The organism is Thermogemmata fonticola (genome assembly GCF_013694095.1).
GTDB classification, from domain to species: domain Bacteria; phylum Planctomycetota; class Planctomycetia; order Gemmatales; family Gemmataceae; genus Thermogemmata; species Thermogemmata fonticola.
The window spans coordinates 220,712-234,141 of record NZ_JACEFB010000004.1 but is presented as its reverse complement, the minus strand read 5'-3'; the positions used below and the strand labels follow the sequence as shown (position 1 = coordinate 234,141).

The 13,430-nt window shown below is 59.9% G+C and carries 10 protein-coding genes; 6 read left to right on the top strand and 4 right to left on the bottom strand.

Going from position 1 to position 13,430, the window contains the following annotated elements; genetic code table 11:
• Positions 1 to 16 precede the first annotated feature (16 nt).
• Complete coding sequence (locus tag H0921_RS08280; protein WP_194537578.1) at positions 17 to 661, bottom strand: MBL fold metallo-hydrolase; 645 nt, start codon at positions 659 to 661, stop codon at positions 17 to 19.
• Between the two features lie 146 nt (positions 662 to 807).
• Here H0921_RS08280 and H0921_RS08275 point away from each other — a divergent pair, with 146 nt between their 5' ends.
• Positions 808 to 1,644: a DUF1571 domain-containing protein gene (locus H0921_RS08275; RefSeq protein ID WP_194537577.1), complete on the top strand. Its 837-nt coding sequence runs from the start codon at positions 808 to 810 to the stop codon at positions 1,642 to 1,644.
• Positions 1,645 to 1,832: 188 nt separating this feature from the next.
• Positions 1,833 to 2,564 (top strand): Bax inhibitor-1/YccA family protein, encoded by a 732-nt coding sequence (locus H0921_RS08270; protein ID WP_194537576.1) that lies wholly within the window; start codon positions 1,833 to 1,835, stop codon positions 2,562 to 2,564.
• 198 nt (positions 2,565 to 2,762) lie between these two features.
• On the opposite strand, the gene H0921_RS08265 is transcribed toward H0921_RS08270, so the two are convergent.
• Positions 2,763 to 4,088: an NADH-quinone oxidoreductase subunit D gene (locus tag H0921_RS08265; RefSeq protein WP_194537575.1), complete on the bottom strand. Its 1,326-nt coding sequence runs from the start codon at positions 4,086 to 4,088 to the stop codon at positions 2,763 to 2,765.
• Positions 4,089 to 4,305: 217 nt separating this feature from the next.
• Between H0921_RS08265 and H0921_RS08260 the strand changes: the two genes are divergently transcribed.
• From H0921_RS08260 to H0921_RS08250, 3 genes are all read left to right on the top strand, one after another.
• Positions 4,306 to 6,423 (top strand): fibronectin type III domain-containing protein, encoded by a 2,118-nt coding sequence (locus H0921_RS08260; protein ID WP_194537574.1) that lies wholly within the window; start codon positions 4,306 to 4,308, stop codon positions 6,421 to 6,423.
• Positions 6,424 to 6,472: 49 nt separating this feature from the next.
• Positions 6,473 to 7,957 (top strand): right-handed parallel beta-helix repeat-containing protein, encoded by a 1,485-nt coding sequence (locus H0921_RS08255; protein WP_194537573.1) that lies wholly within the window; start codon positions 6,473 to 6,475, stop codon positions 7,955 to 7,957.
• An 84-nt stretch (positions 7,958 to 8,041) separates the two neighbouring features.
• The gene (locus H0921_RS08250) at positions 8,042 to 8,455 is read left to right on the top strand and encodes a hypothetical protein (protein WP_194537572.1); all 414 of its coding nucleotides are present in this window, start codon (positions 8,042 to 8,044) and stop codon (positions 8,453 to 8,455) included.
• Positions 8,456 to 8,538: 83 nt separating this feature from the next.
• Here H0921_RS08250 and H0921_RS08245 read toward each other — a convergent pair whose 3' ends face one another.
• The gene (locus H0921_RS08245; protein ID WP_194537571.1) at positions 8,539 to 11,508 is read right to left on the bottom strand and encodes a PVC-type heme-binding CxxCH protein; all 2,970 of its coding nucleotides are present in this window, start codon (positions 11,506 to 11,508) and stop codon (positions 8,539 to 8,541) included.
• 116 nt (positions 11,509 to 11,624) lie between these two features.
• On the opposite strand from H0921_RS08245, the gene H0921_RS08240 reads away from it, so the two are divergent.
• A complete protein-coding gene (locus tag H0921_RS08240; protein ID WP_194537570.1) occupies positions 11,625 to 12,746 on the top strand; it encodes a GTP-binding protein in 1,122 nt (373 codons plus the stop codon).
• Between the two features lie 195 nt (positions 12,747 to 12,941).
• On the opposite strand, the gene H0921_RS08235 is transcribed toward H0921_RS08240, so the two are convergent.
• Positions 12,942 to 13,406 (bottom strand): (2Fe-2S) ferredoxin domain-containing protein, encoded by a 465-nt coding sequence (locus H0921_RS08235; protein ID WP_228499231.1) that lies wholly within the window; start codon positions 13,404 to 13,406, stop codon positions 12,942 to 12,944.
• Positions 13,407 to 13,430: the final 24 nt, after the last annotated feature.

Genomic DNA, 13,430 nt, shown 5'->3' with positions numbered 1-13,430 from the left:
CCGCTTTGGCCTCGCTTCAATCCTGGAGGAAGGGATTGGTTCGCCGTTCGTGGCCGATGGTCGTGGCCGGTCCATGTCCGGGATAGACCACCGTGTCCGGGGGCAAAGGCCAGAGCACCCGGCGAATGCCGGCCGTCAGAGTGGCAAAGTCGCCGCCGGGGAAATCTGTCCGCCCGATGCTTCCGCGGAAGAGCACATCGCCGCCGAGCACCAGAGACGGCTTTGGTTCCCGCAGGATGTACACCACATGCCCCGGAGAATGGCCGGGAATCTCTCGCACGTCCCAACTCATGCCGGCGAGGTTGAGCTGCTCCCCGTCACTCACCGTCCGGTCCGCCGGCGGGCTGACAATATCGAAGCCGAATAGGCCGCTGAGATTGAGCATCGGGTCGGTGAGCATGGGGGCATCTCCCCGGCCAATGATCAGGGGCGCCGAGGGGAAGCGCTGCTTCAGGGCTGCATTGCCGGCGATGTGATCCACATGACCGTGCGTGCACAGAATCGCCGCTAGGGTCAACTCGCGGTCGGCGAGGACATCGAGGATCACATCCGGTTCGAAGCCGGGATCGACCACCAGCGCCGCATTGCTGCCTTCCACCCAGAGCACATAGCTGTTCTCAGCGAACGGTGCCGACTCCACAGTGACGATCTGGACAGACATCGGCGGGACCTCAGAGCTTCAACTCAAAAACATGGACAGGCAACTTGCACTCAACTTGCTCTTCGCGCCGGGACCACCCGCGGCTATGTACTCCCTACTGTCAGGTTCTATGGACCCTCGGACCCGGATGGGCAGGAGAGGAAGCTATGCGGCGGGCATTCGCCATTCTGAGTGTAGTGGCGGCAGGGTGGTGGGGCGGGAGTCTGGCGCAGATAACTGCGGGCAGTCCGAAGGCGGCTTCACCATCGAGTCCAGCGGCTGCGACTTCCCCCTCTGCGGCTTCTCCCCCCACAGCGGCCGCAGGAGTGCTGGGGGCCAAGGGGGTCGAGGCGTTGTCTGCTATGCTTCGGGAAGCCGCCGCGGCCCATGCCCGCCTGCGGGACTATACCTGCACCTTTACCCGCCAGGAACGCCTCCAGGGTGTGTTGGGGGCGGAAGAAGTCGCCCTGATGCAGGTTCGGGTCCAACCGCTGGGCGTTCGCGTCCGCTTCACACAGCCCCAAGCAGTCGCCGGTCTGGAGCTGGCCTATTCCGCGCAGAGCCGGCCTGGGAAAGTCCGCCTCCGCCCCGCCGGTCCAGACGGCCTCAAGGGATTCCGCCTCCTGGAAACCGACGACCCCAAGTTCCTCGCCGCCCACCGCTATCCCCTGCCCCAATGGACGATCGGCGCTCTGCTGCAACGCCTCCATGCCCTGATAGAACGCGAACGCGGCCTACGCAACCCCATCGAAGTTTTGACCGCCGACTACCTCTATGCCCAGCAGGACGTGACACGCTATGAACTTCTCCTGCGCCGGCCCCATGCCTTCCGTTCGGCTGCCCGCGCCATCCTCTACGTGGACAAAAAAACCAAACTCCCCCTCCGCTATGAAGCCTACACTTCGACCCAGCCTTCCGCTCCGCACTCCGACTTGCTGGAAATGTACAGCTACACCGACCTGCGCCTTAACACCGGCCTGAGCGAAAAGGTCTTCGCCGAATAGACTGGAATGAAATTTTCTCCGAATAGGTCGGAACGAATGGGCTGGAATCTGTATTGTTTTGCTCCTGTCCCTGGTATAATAAAGGCGGTCGATCGGCGAATAATACTAGCAAAGCATCCGGGCATGTCTTTGCGGAATAAAGACGATGCTGCGGTGATGGGTTCCGTCCGGTACAGAGGAGGAAAGCCATGAGTAACTATCTGGTAGACGGCTATCATGTCGAGTCGGTGGCGGCGGAAGCTCCGGTGAGCGAGCGGGTCGCTTTCATCCGCCGTACCTATGCCCACGTGGCGGGTGCAGGGGCAGCCTTTGTCGGTCTGTCCGTGTTCCTGCAAGTCAGCGGCATCGCCGAACAGGTCATGCTGCAACTGTTCACAAGCAAACTCGCCTGGCTGGGCCTGATGGTCGTGTTCATTGCCGGCACCTGGGTCGCTCACAGCATGGCCTATGCCCGCTCCAACGTCGGCGTGCAATATGCTGGTCTCGCCCTGTACGTCCTCCTGTACACGCTGTTGTTTACTCCGATCCTGACCCTGGCCAGCCAGCCGAAGTACGGCGGCTCCCCGCAGCTTCCGCTCCAGGCCGGAATCGTCACCCTGGCGGTGTTCGGCGCCCTGACCGTGGCGGTCTTCGCTTCCGGACGGGACTTCTCCTTCCTGGGGCCGATCCTCTGGGTCTGTTCCTTTGCTGCCCTGGGTTTGATCCTCGCCGCGGTCCTGTTTGGTTTCTCGCTTGGCCTGGTCTTCTGCGCGGCCATGGTCGCCCTCTTCGCGGGCTACATCATCTACGACACCTCGAACATCATCCACCATTACGGTACGCATGAGCATGTCGCTGCCAGCATGGCCCTGTTCGGCTCCGCCGCCATGCTCTTCTACTACATCCTCCGCATCTTCATGGCCGTCCGCAGTAGCGACTGAAGCCGCATCGGTTCGTGTTGATCTGCTGGTCCAGCAATAACGGCGCCCGCCGGGACTCCCCTCGGCGGGCCTTTCATTGGCTCCGTTGCGTTTTTTCTGAGAGAGCGGCGTTGGACTTCCCCCGGCTTTCTGCCATGAGCTGATAGCCGCTCGGCTTTGGAAATGACGCGCCCGGCTAAGGCGGGAAACAGCCAGCGGTCAGCGGTCGATTTCACCCATAACAATGTCGATACTGCCGACGATCGCCGGAATGTCTGCCATCAGACAGCCGCGGCAAAGTTCAGGGACTACGCTGAGGTTGCAAAAGCTACTGGAACGGGCACGTACCCGCAGGGGGACATTTTCCTTGCTAGGCCGTCCGACCACGTAAAAGCCCATTTGGCCGCGGGGGCACTCGGTCTCCACATAGCACTCCCCGGCAGGCAGATGGCGCGGCGGCTCGACCCGGTGGGCATACTTCTTCCGCAGCAACTCCTGCCACTGGGCCTCCTGGGCTTTCGCTTCCTCAGCGGAGAGCGTTCCCCGCCGCTGCTCATACTCCTGACGCAGCCGTTCCTCCTCGGCATGCAGAGCGTCGTAACGCTCTACCGCCTGTTCCACAATCCGCACGCTCTCGACCACCTCCCGCATCCGTACATAAAACCGATGCCAACAGTCTCCAATTACAGTTGATGGCGGAGCATCCTCAAAAGGCGGAATGGGGATATCGAAAGAATAATTTTCGTAGCCGCAATAGGGTTCAATTTTACGCAAATCCCATGCCGGGTCCCCTTGCTGCCGATTCAAAGAGGCGCGCAATACAGGACCGCTACAGGCATACGACAACGCCTGATCTTTACTCAACACACCAATGCCGGCGGTCCGCCTCACAAACATGTGATTGTGGGTCAAGAGGGCATGGTACTCTTCAATCCGGGGCCGGAAATAGTCGAGAAAGTGCCGCACCCGCTGCGTCCATCCCGCGGGCAGATCATCATGGACTCCGCCGATAGTGATGTAGCTATATGTCAAACGTGCTCCACAGACGTCTTCAAACAAATCCAGAATATGCTCCCGCTCGCGAAATGCATACAAAAATGGAGAAAAGGAACCCAAATCCAGACCATATGCTCCCATGCCCACAAGATGGGAAGCAATACGATTCAATTCGCAAACAATGACACGTATGATGTTGGCTTTTTCGGGAACAACGATTCCCGCCAATTTCTCAATGGCGAGTGAGTAACCCAGATTCATATTCATCCCGGCCAGGTAATCCATACGATCTGTGTACGGGATGAACTGGATGGGCGTGACATTCTCGCCGATCTTTTCCGCACAGCGATGCAAATAACCCAGATGGGGGGTCACCTCCTCGACCACCTCCCCATCAGTCCGCAGGACCAGCCGCAACACCCCGTGGGTGCTCGGATGCTGCGGTCCCATATTCAGGAGCATCTCGTCCGTGCGGACATCCATTTCCACCAACTGGCCCGCCGCCGGTACCGGCAACTCCAGGACCTGATCAGTCACCCGCTCCGCCATCAGCTTCTCCCTGTGGATCGATTACTGGGCCCTGCGTACCTGGTCCCGTGGCCGCAGTGCCTGCCGGGGCGTCGCCGCCAGGACCTCGATCTCCCGCATTTCCGCTCAGAATTATGTTAGGAAAATCCCCGCCACGCAGGTACAATGATGCCAGCCTTGACCCGTTGCCGATGTAATCCCGCCCAGAATGAGCCTTCCCTTCGCCGGAGACGCTGCCATGTTCCCGCGATGCATCCTGATGACTGTCCGAGCTATGTCAGCGGCGGTGCTGATGGGGGCGCTGCCGCCGTCCCTCCTGTCTTTCCCGGCTCCAGAAGCCGATCCGCCGGGGGCGCCTCGTCGGGAAGCGCATCCGGTCAATTGCTGGGTTTTGCAGAGTCCGCGGCCCGGCCAGCCTGTCCCCGATTTTCCCTACGAAGGCAGCGGCGGCTACGATCCGCTCCGCCGGCGCTGGATTCATCACGGCGGCCATGATGGCATCCCCCAGGGGTTCCAGACTTTCCTCTTCGACCTGGAAAGTGGTCGGTGGGAACAACGTTTTCCGCCTACTTCGCCCCCCGGCGCCTGCTGTGTCGATGGCGCGAATGTCTTCGACCGCGTCCAGGGTGTTTTCGTCCGCTTTCCCGGCGGCAGCCTGGGCCACGGCTACCAATGGAGCCGCGGTGTCAAACTCAAAGAGTCCCATGTATGGATCTATGATCCGCAAACCAACGAGTTCATCAATATGAGACCAGAACCTTATGGTATGAAAGGACGGCAATCAGCACCTATCGGAGGCTTGAATAGTAGTGGAACTTATGACCCAGAACATGAATTGGTCATCAGCTTTGGCGGGCAAAGTAGCTCTGGTGCACATCAGCGATTATTTGCTTATGATGTTTACTCGAATCAATTGTACATCCTGCCGGCGAAACAGTCGCCGCCTGCCCGCGATGGCGCCGCCCTCGCCTACGATCGCAGCCAGAACCGCCTTGTGCTCTTTGGCAGCCAGTATCTGGTCGATGAACGCACCTGGCTCTACGATTTTCAAACCGAAAACTGGGAAGCCCTGAAGTTGGAACCCCATCCCCCGGCCCATAAAGTCACCCGCGATTACTGCACCATTCCCCGCATGGCCTACGACTCCCGCCATCAGGTCTTGCTCCTCGTCGTCTGGAAGGCCCAAGATGGACATGAAACATGGGTATTAGACTTAAAACAACGACAATGGCGGAAAATGAATCCAGTTCAGGAACCGTCTCCCAGCAAAAGTCGCTCACGAAACCTGGATTATGATGAAGAACGGAATCTATTCATTCTGGAAACCTCATCCGACAAGACCAATCGTCCGGAAATCTGGACGTATCGTTATGCAGAACAGAAGCAGGAAAAACAATTATCTGCACCGCAATCTTTACGTGCCTTGACGGATGAAGAGGGGGGCGTGCAGCTTGCCTGGTCCGCCGTGGGCGGGGCGGAGCGCTATCGCATCTACCGGGCCGTGGCTGACAAGCCGTGGCAAACGCAATTCACTTTGGCCGGCCAGACCGACTCCTGCACCTGGCGCGATCGCGCACCTTCTGCTACCGCCACGACTTGGTATCGCATCACCGCCGTGGATGCCCAGGGACGGGAAAGCCCTCCGAGCCGGCGTGCCCGCAGCGACCCTCCTGCACCGCGCCGCCTGACCGCTTCCGCTACAGACAAGGGCGTGTCACTGCAATGGCCTGCGGCTGACCAGGCAGATATCGTCGGCTGGCATGTCTACCGGGGACGGGTCATTCCGCGCACGGTCCGCAAGGGCCAGCCTGCCGCCTGGCGCGACAATGACCCCGAATACGACCAACCGCAGTTCGTCGAAGTCCAGGACATCGTGCAGTGGCAGCGCCTCACCCGCGAACCGGTCCGCCAAACCCACTGGCATGACACTGTCACACTCCGTCAGAAATCCCCAGACAGCGACTACCCCTGGACCGTTTATGCCTATGTTCTTCGCGCGGTCAATCGCCTGGGGCGCGAAAGCGGCCCTTCGCCCTACGTCCTGACCATTCCCAGCGAACCCCGCCATGTCCTCTGCCGGGAAGTGGAAGACTTTGCGGAAATCCAATGGGAACCACCCTTGGAAAAAAATGTGATTGGATATCATATCTACATGCTTCGGGGTACATGGGAAATCATTCGCCTCACCGATCAACCGATCCGGGAAACCCGCTACCGCTATCGCGTCGGGCGGCAGCGTGTCACCCGTTTCTGGGTCACCGCTGTCGATCATTTGGGCCAGGAAGGGCAACCCTCGTCGCCGGCATGGTTCGGCCGGGCTTACCGCGGTTTCTTCGAGGGCGATTGGCATCAGTAGCTCAGCAATACCGCCAAATATGCCATTGGTATAGGAGGTAAATCTTAGTATGAAAAAGAGTCGATTTTATGTATGGACATCAGTATGTATGATGGTTTTGGCCACTTGCCTGGCTTTCGCTGCGTCTCGTGCGCCCCGCAGTGACACGGCGGGCGAGGGGAAGGTGGAGCTGGCGGCGGGCGACGTCCGCCGTTTCGGCGCCAAAGGCGACGGCATCCAGGATGACACGGAAGCCTTGCAGAAGGCGGTGGACAGCGGCGTGGGACACATCATTCTGCCGCGGGGCACCTACCGCCTGAGCCGGACCGTGACGGTCGATTTGAGCAAAACCGGCTATGTGTGTCTCGATGGCGGCGGAGTGGCGCGCCTCCTCATGACGGGTGCAGGACCAGCTCTGCGCTTTGTCGGCACTCACCAGGGAACCGCTGCTCCCCACACGGTGCAGGAGGTTGTCTGGAAACAAGAACGCATGCCACGCGTCGAAGGACTGGAGATCACCGGCACGCACCCGCAAGCCGACGGCCTCGCCGTTACGGGCACCATGCAGATGATCATCTCCCATGTGCTGATCCGCCAGTGCCGCCATGGCATTCACTTGCTCCAGCGCAATCGCAATGTGATCATTGCAAGTTCCCACATATATCACAACAAAGGAATTGGTATTTTTCTCGACCATGTCAATTTGCATCAAATCAATATATCAGCCTCGCATATCAGCTACTGTGATGAAGGGGGCATCGTCTGTCGCGGCGGAGAGATTCGCAATTTGCAAATCAGCGGTTGCGACCTCGAGAGCAATCAGGGGAAGAATAGCCCGCCCACGGCGAATGTTCTGATCGAAGGCGGTGCCAACGCCGAGGTGGCGATCAGCGGCTGCACCATCCAGCACAATCATGAAGCCCGCGGTTCGGCTAACATTCGCATCCGGGGTCTCAGCGAACGAGTGGTTCCTAAGACAGATGAACGCCGCGAGGGGCACATCACCATAACCGGCAACGTTCTCAGCGACGTCATGGTTAACGTCCATTTGGATCATGTCCGTGGGGCCGTCATCACCGGCAACACCTTCTGGACGGCTTATGAACATAATCTATTAATAGAAGATAGTTCCTATATCATCGTCGGTGAGAATAATTTTGATCGCAATCCCCGCTATTGGCGTGAAGAACGTGAGGACACTGCAAATGCCATAGTATTGCGCCGATGTTCCGAATGTATATTGAAAGGATTTGTTATCTCAGCGACGCGGGCTTGTACGGCCGCGGTGACCTTGGAACAATGCCATCGCTGCCAGGTCCAAGGGTTATCCATTGTGGATTGTGATGGTATTGGCTTGTTATTACGGGGAGTGACGCGCTCGCGCATCAGCGATTGCCTCATCCGGGATGATCGTCCCCACGCTAATTCGATCAGTATTCAAGCTCAAGGTGGGAAAGAGAACATGATCATTGACAATTATCTTGGCAGGCCAGCACAGATTGATAATACAGAAGGAATGATTGAGAGAAACTGGATGATTCGAGAGCAAAAATAAACGCAATCGTGGGTTTTTGTAATTGGATATATCGGTATTAATTTCGGGTTGTATTTAACATATCTGAGAGATGGATGCTGTCCGATGCGGTGGTTCCACGTGGCGGGTCGCTGCCTGGGATTTGTCTGGGCCTTGCCCAATAGCGTGCTGGGTTGCTTGTTCCTATTGCCGTCGTGGTTGGGGGGCGGCGGGGTGCGCTGGCGGCAGGGTGCTCTGGAGATTTACGGCGGACTGGCTCGGTGGTTTCTGGAACGGATTTGCGGTGCCGAGGCGATGACACTGGGCCACGTCATTGTGGGTCGATCGACCGCCGCTCTGGATTACTGCCGCTCGCACGAACACGTCCATATCCGTCAGTATTGCCGCTGGGGTCCGTTTTTCTTGCCGGCTTATGGGTTATGCAGCCTCTGGGCCTGGTGGCGCGGCCAGCATCCGTATTATGACAATTGGTTCGAGAAACAAGCTTATGCGAACAGTGATCCTCCCTATGACATTTAGTTATCGGTCTCAACATTCCAAAGTATGGTTTCCAATACACAGCTTTCATTGACCTGTTTTCTTTCCTGAGTTCAGGGACAAACTCAACGGCAGGCTTTGAGGAAGGCGAGCAGGTCGGCTAGTTCCTGGCGCGTGAGCTGCTGATCCAATCCCGCCGGCATGATAGAAACAGTGCTGGGCGTGATGGACGCGATGTCGCGCCGGGCCACGCGCTCCTGTTTGTCCGCATCGAGGACGAGGACAATTTCTTCGGGATTGTCCCGCGTGATGATGCCGTTGAGGACCCGTTCATCGGCAGTGATGACGCGGACCGGTTCGTAACTGCGTACGAAGCTGGCGCTAGGAAAGACGATGGCTTCCAGCAGGTCGCGTTCGCCACGGATGCTGCCGATGCGGGTGAGGTCCGGTCCGACAATCCCGCCGACGTAGCCGACTTTGTGGCAGGCGGCACAATTGGCTTTCGCCGAGTGAAAGACGCGTTGGCCGCGGCGGACATCAGCGGGGAGTTTCTGCAATTCTGCCAGCAACTGATCCAGACGGGCTTTTTCCGCGGCGCGATCCTGTTCGAGCAGGGCGTAGAATCGTTCGGCTTCCGCTCGCAAGGCGGGAACCTTGTCTAGGATGGGCTGGAGCATTTCGCGGCGGACGAGGCTGCGGCATTCCGGTTGCTCCAGGGTTTCCAGGAGGGTCCGCACGACTTCCGGCGAGGGAGTTTTGCTGAACACATCGAGGACTTTGGGAATTTCCAGGGGGTGCACATGGGGGAGGGTGCGGGCGAGGCGGCGGAGTTGATCCGCGGAAAGGGGGCCGCGGGCCAGGGCGGCAGCAGCCAGGGCACGCGGGGAGGTGTCGGCTTGGCGATGCAGGTATTCGAGTGTCAGTGCCAGGTCACTTTCCGAGAGGGTGTGGCTGGGGGGCCGGGAAGCCAGGATCAGGAGGCGGACCTCGGCGGGAGGCGTTCCCTCCGGCCAGAGGCGGGCGAGGGGCAAGGCCGCCTGGAAAGCGGCGAACGAGCGGGCTTCTGCCGGACTGTTCAAGGGCACGGCGCGAAAGACCGCGAGAGCGGCCTCGTAAAGGGAGCGCTGGGTGATCTGAGGCGCCAGAGCAATCAGGGCCTTCTGCCAACTTTCGGGCAGAGTCTTGAGCCGGCTGTGTGCCATCACCGTGAGAGCCAGGGGGGCCGTCTTTTCCTGGGCGGCAGCTTCGGCGACGACCTGCTGGATCAGCGGATGGGTCACGAAGCGGGTGAGCCGATCGACTAGCTCCTGTCGCTGGGCAGCATCCAGGCGTTCGAGGTGGCGGAATTGGTTGCGGAAGTAACCGGCGAGATGCTCGCCCCACGGAGGATTGCGTCCGGCGATCCACCAGGCAGTGGCCCGTAAGTCGGCATCGGGGTCGTTGAGGGCGGCCAAGACCGGCTGGGGGTCCGAGCGGGCAGCGGGGAGATAGGAGAGCACCGTGAGGGCGGCACGGCGGACGCGGGGGGAAGAATGGCGCAAGCCAGCGGCCGTAGCGGAAGCGTCTCCGATTTCCAGCAGCGCGTAGGTGAGGGCATGATCCAGGGGGCGGTCGTTCGCCGGATCGGCTAGTGCCTCCAGCAAGGCCGGCACGGCCTGGGGATCGCCGATGCGCCCCAACGCTTCCGCGGCCCAGCGCCGCTTCATGAGGTCCGCATCACGCAAGGCAGCAAGGGCTTCCTTCAGGCCGCTCGCATCTCGTTCCAGGGCGATCCGCTTGAGGCGGGGCAGCGGTTCGGGAAGGGGAGCCTGGCGCTGCTGATGCGCCCCGACACGTTTGATGCGGTAGATGGCCCCGGTCACATCCGGCTTCATGGATTGCGAGGTCGGGCAGCAGATTTTGTACCAGCCGCCGGTGTCCACCACCAGCAGCGAACCATCGCGGTCTTCCAGCACATCCGTGGGATGAAAGTCTATGTTATCGGAGACGAGGAAGTCAAAATCCTGGCAGGTGTACGTCGAGCCATGAGGCGTCAGAACGTGGCGGCTGACCTTGCGGAGATTGAACTGACAGCAGAAGAGATTGTGGCGGTATTCCGGTCCGAACTGATCACTGGTGTAGCGGTGCAGGCCGCAGGGGGCAGCCGGCCCCATATGAGTCAACACTGGCATCAACTGGGGCGACGTCCAAGGATGCTCATAGATCGGATCGTGATCTTTGCCGTAGATACCGCCATAGATGGCATGGATCAATCCATCTCGTTTTCCATAGGCTGGATGTTGGAAAAACGTTGTACTGAAGATCATTTCTCCATTAGGCATAAAGACAACATCCACGGGGTTATCCATACCGCCGGTGATGACCGGTTCGATCTGCTTGCCATCGGGAGTGGCTCGGAAGATGTGGGCGGCACGGGTGACAAACTTCCGTCCGGAGGGCAGGGTGTATTCCTGCCGGGCGAAAGCCCCTTTGCACCAATAGATGTAGCCATCGGGGCCGAGATAGGGGCCGTGCAAGTCGTTGGCACAGCCGGTGAGTGTCTTGCCGTCGAACCAGACTTCCTCCCGGTCGGCCTGACCATCCCCGTCGGTATCCGTGAACTTGAGGATTTGAGGCGGAGCAGCAACATAGAGGGAACCTTTGTACCACATTGTCCCTTCAGGGAACATGATGTTTTTCACAAAGACATTGGCTTTATCGAAAACGCCGTCTCCATTTGTATCTTCCAGACGAAGGATACGATGAGGTTTCTTCTGGAGCTGAATTTGTACATTTTCATTGGAACCGCTGGAGTCGGCCACATACAGCCGCCCCTGGTCATCGAAGGCCGCTGTGATGGGGCGGGGCGCCAGATCGCTGGCAGCGGCCACTTCGATCACAAAGCCGTCGGGCAACGTGAAGGTGTGGCCGTTGAGGCGAAACTGCCGGGTGGCGGGGGGGACCGCCGGTGAGGCTTTTCCCTCAGACGCCGAAGAAGTGGCTGTGCCTCCCGCCGCGCCTACAAGGACCGAAGACAGCAGCCCTCCCCCTCCGAGGAGAGCCAGAAATATCCCACTTCCCAGGGACAGGCGCCATCGAAGCCAAGCGTGCAGCATGGAGGTTCTCCGTAGCAGTGCGGCCAGTTGGGATCGATCAGCGGGTGTAAAGAGGATCCGCCAGTGCGTGTAAGATAACATAGCCGCCAAGTGGCGGGATAAGGAGAGAAAAAACCATGGCGCTCCGTTTCGTGATGGTGGGCGGCTTTCTAGGGGCGGGGAAGACGACCACCTTGGGCCGCCTGGCCCGGCACTATCAGGCCCAGGGGAAACGAGTGGGGATCGTGACCAACGATCAAGCTGCTGGCCTGGTGGACACGGTCACGTTGCGCCAGCAGGGGTGGGCAGTGGAGGAAGTCGCCGGCGCCTGCTTCTGCTGCCGCTTTGACGAGCTGATGCAGCGGGTCGGTGCCTTGCAAGCCGCGGAGCGCCCGGAGGTGATTTTGGCGGAACCCGTGGGCAGTTGCACCGATCTGGTGGCGACTGTGATTCAGCCGCTGCGGCATCTCTATGGCCAGCAGGTCCAGGTGGCGCCGTATGTGGTGCTGTTCAAGCCGAGTCACGGCCAGCGCATCTTGCGCGGTCCCAGTCAGGAAGGGACAAAGCCAGGGGGATTCAGCCCCAAGGCCGCTTACATTTTCCGCAAACAGCTTGAAGAAGCCGACGTCATCGCCCTCAATCGGATCGATGAACTGACTGCCGCAGAGCGGGAGGAATTGGTGCAGTTGGTGCGGCAGCATTATCCCCAGACGCCGCTGTTGTGCCTCTCCGCCCGCACTGGCGAGGGGTTTGACGCCCTGGTGGAATGGCTCGAACAGGAAGGGGGATTTGGCCGCCGGATTCTGGACATTGATTACGACATCTACGCGGCGGGAGAAGCCGAGCTGGGCTGGCTCAATGCGGCCACGCGGTGGCAATCCAGCACCGGCTTCGCCTTGGATGAGATTGTCCTGGAGGTAGTGCAAAACCTGACGGAGCGATGCCAGCAGCAGGGGGCGGAAATTGCCCATCTCAAGGGGATCGGGTGGGAAGAAGGGGGGAGCTACGCGGTGGCCAACGCGATCACCAGCGCAGGAGGCAGTCAGTTGAGTTTGGCCAGCCGGGCGATAGTTCAGCAGGCGGAAGTGATCATCAATGCCCGGGTCGCCGTCGAGCCGGAGTGGCTGGCCGAGCAACTCCGACAGGTCCTCGCCGCTGAGGGGCAACAGCGGAACATCGCGGTGGAACTGGTCCAGATGCAAAGCCTGCGCCCCGGCCGCCCCGTGCCCACCCACCGCTACGCCCAAGCCTATGCCTGACCAACCGGCGGCATCGATAAGCCAATCGGTGGAGCGCTTCCGAAGAACGGCAAGCGTTTGAGAAGAGTCTTTGCCAGCGCTCGCAGTCGAGCGCCTCCATCCTTCTGATCTGAGTCCTATGGGGGAATGGGAAGGGCAGAAACGGGATTCCTCATTCCTTCAAGACGGGGCACATCTGCCGGGCCGGTCCGTTCTTCATTCCTCCGAGGCGGCGGGCGCTTCTTGCAGCAACGGTAAGGGATTGGAAGCGAAGATCCACTCAGCAATGGGCCGGCCTTCCACGAGATGCTCCTGGACGAAACGGGGAATGCGTTCCGCCGTCATGCCCATGTACCAGGTTCCCTCGGGATAGACGACGAGGATCGGTCCGCCGGTGCAGACGCGGAGGCAATCGACCTTGGTGCGGTAGCACGCCTGCGGCCCTTCGGCCAGGGATAGATTGCGGCGCTTCAATTCTCCTTTGAGGCATTCCCAGGCCGCGGTTCCCACTTCTGTGGAGCAGCAATTCCCGCCGACGCAGAGGAAGACATGGCGATGGTAGCAGCCGATTTTGAGCTGGCGGGCGATGCGGGCGAGGCGCTGGCGCTCCGCCGCCAGGGGATCATTCCCTTCCTCTGGAGTGCGAGATGCTGCTACGGGTGAAGGTGAGGCATCAGCCATGTGGTTCGCTCCTGAGGGACTAGT

Bases quoted from the DNA above. Each gene is read 5' to 3' on its own strand.
- H0921_RS08280 (WP_194537578.1), bottom strand. From the start codon at position 661: ATGTCTGTCCAGATCGTCACTGTGGAGTCGGCACCGTTCGCTGAGAAC.
- H0921_RS08275 (WP_194537577.1), top strand. From the start codon at position 808: ATGCGGCGGGCATTCGCCATTCTGAGTGTAGTGGCGGCAGGGTGGTGG.
- H0921_RS08270 (WP_194537576.1), top strand. From the start codon at position 1,833: ATGAGTAACTATCTGGTAGACGGCTATCATGTCGAGTCGGTGGCGGCG.
- H0921_RS08265 (WP_194537575.1), bottom strand. From the start codon at position 4,088: ATGGCGGAGCGGGTGACTGATCAGGTCCTGGAGTTGCCGGTACCGGCG.
- H0921_RS08260 (WP_194537574.1), top strand. From the start codon at position 4,306: ATGTTCCCGCGATGCATCCTGATGACTGTCCGAGCTATGTCAGCGGCG.
- H0921_RS08255 (WP_194537573.1), top strand. From the start codon at position 6,473: ATGAAAAAGAGTCGATTTTATGTATGGACATCAGTATGTATGATGGTT.
- H0921_RS08250 (WP_194537572.1), top strand. From the start codon at position 8,042: ATGCGGTGGTTCCACGTGGCGGGTCGCTGCCTGGGATTTGTCTGGGCC.
- H0921_RS08245 (WP_194537571.1), bottom strand. From the start codon at position 11,508: ATGCTGCACGCTTGGCTTCGATGGCGCCTGTCCCTGGGAAGTGGGATA.
- H0921_RS08240 (WP_194537570.1), top strand. From the start codon at position 11,625: ATGGCGCTCCGTTTCGTGATGGTGGGCGGCTTTCTAGGGGCGGGGAAG.
- H0921_RS08235 (WP_228499231.1), bottom strand. From the start codon at position 13,406: ATGGCTGATGCCTCACCTTCACCCGTAGCAGCATCTCGCACTCCAGAG.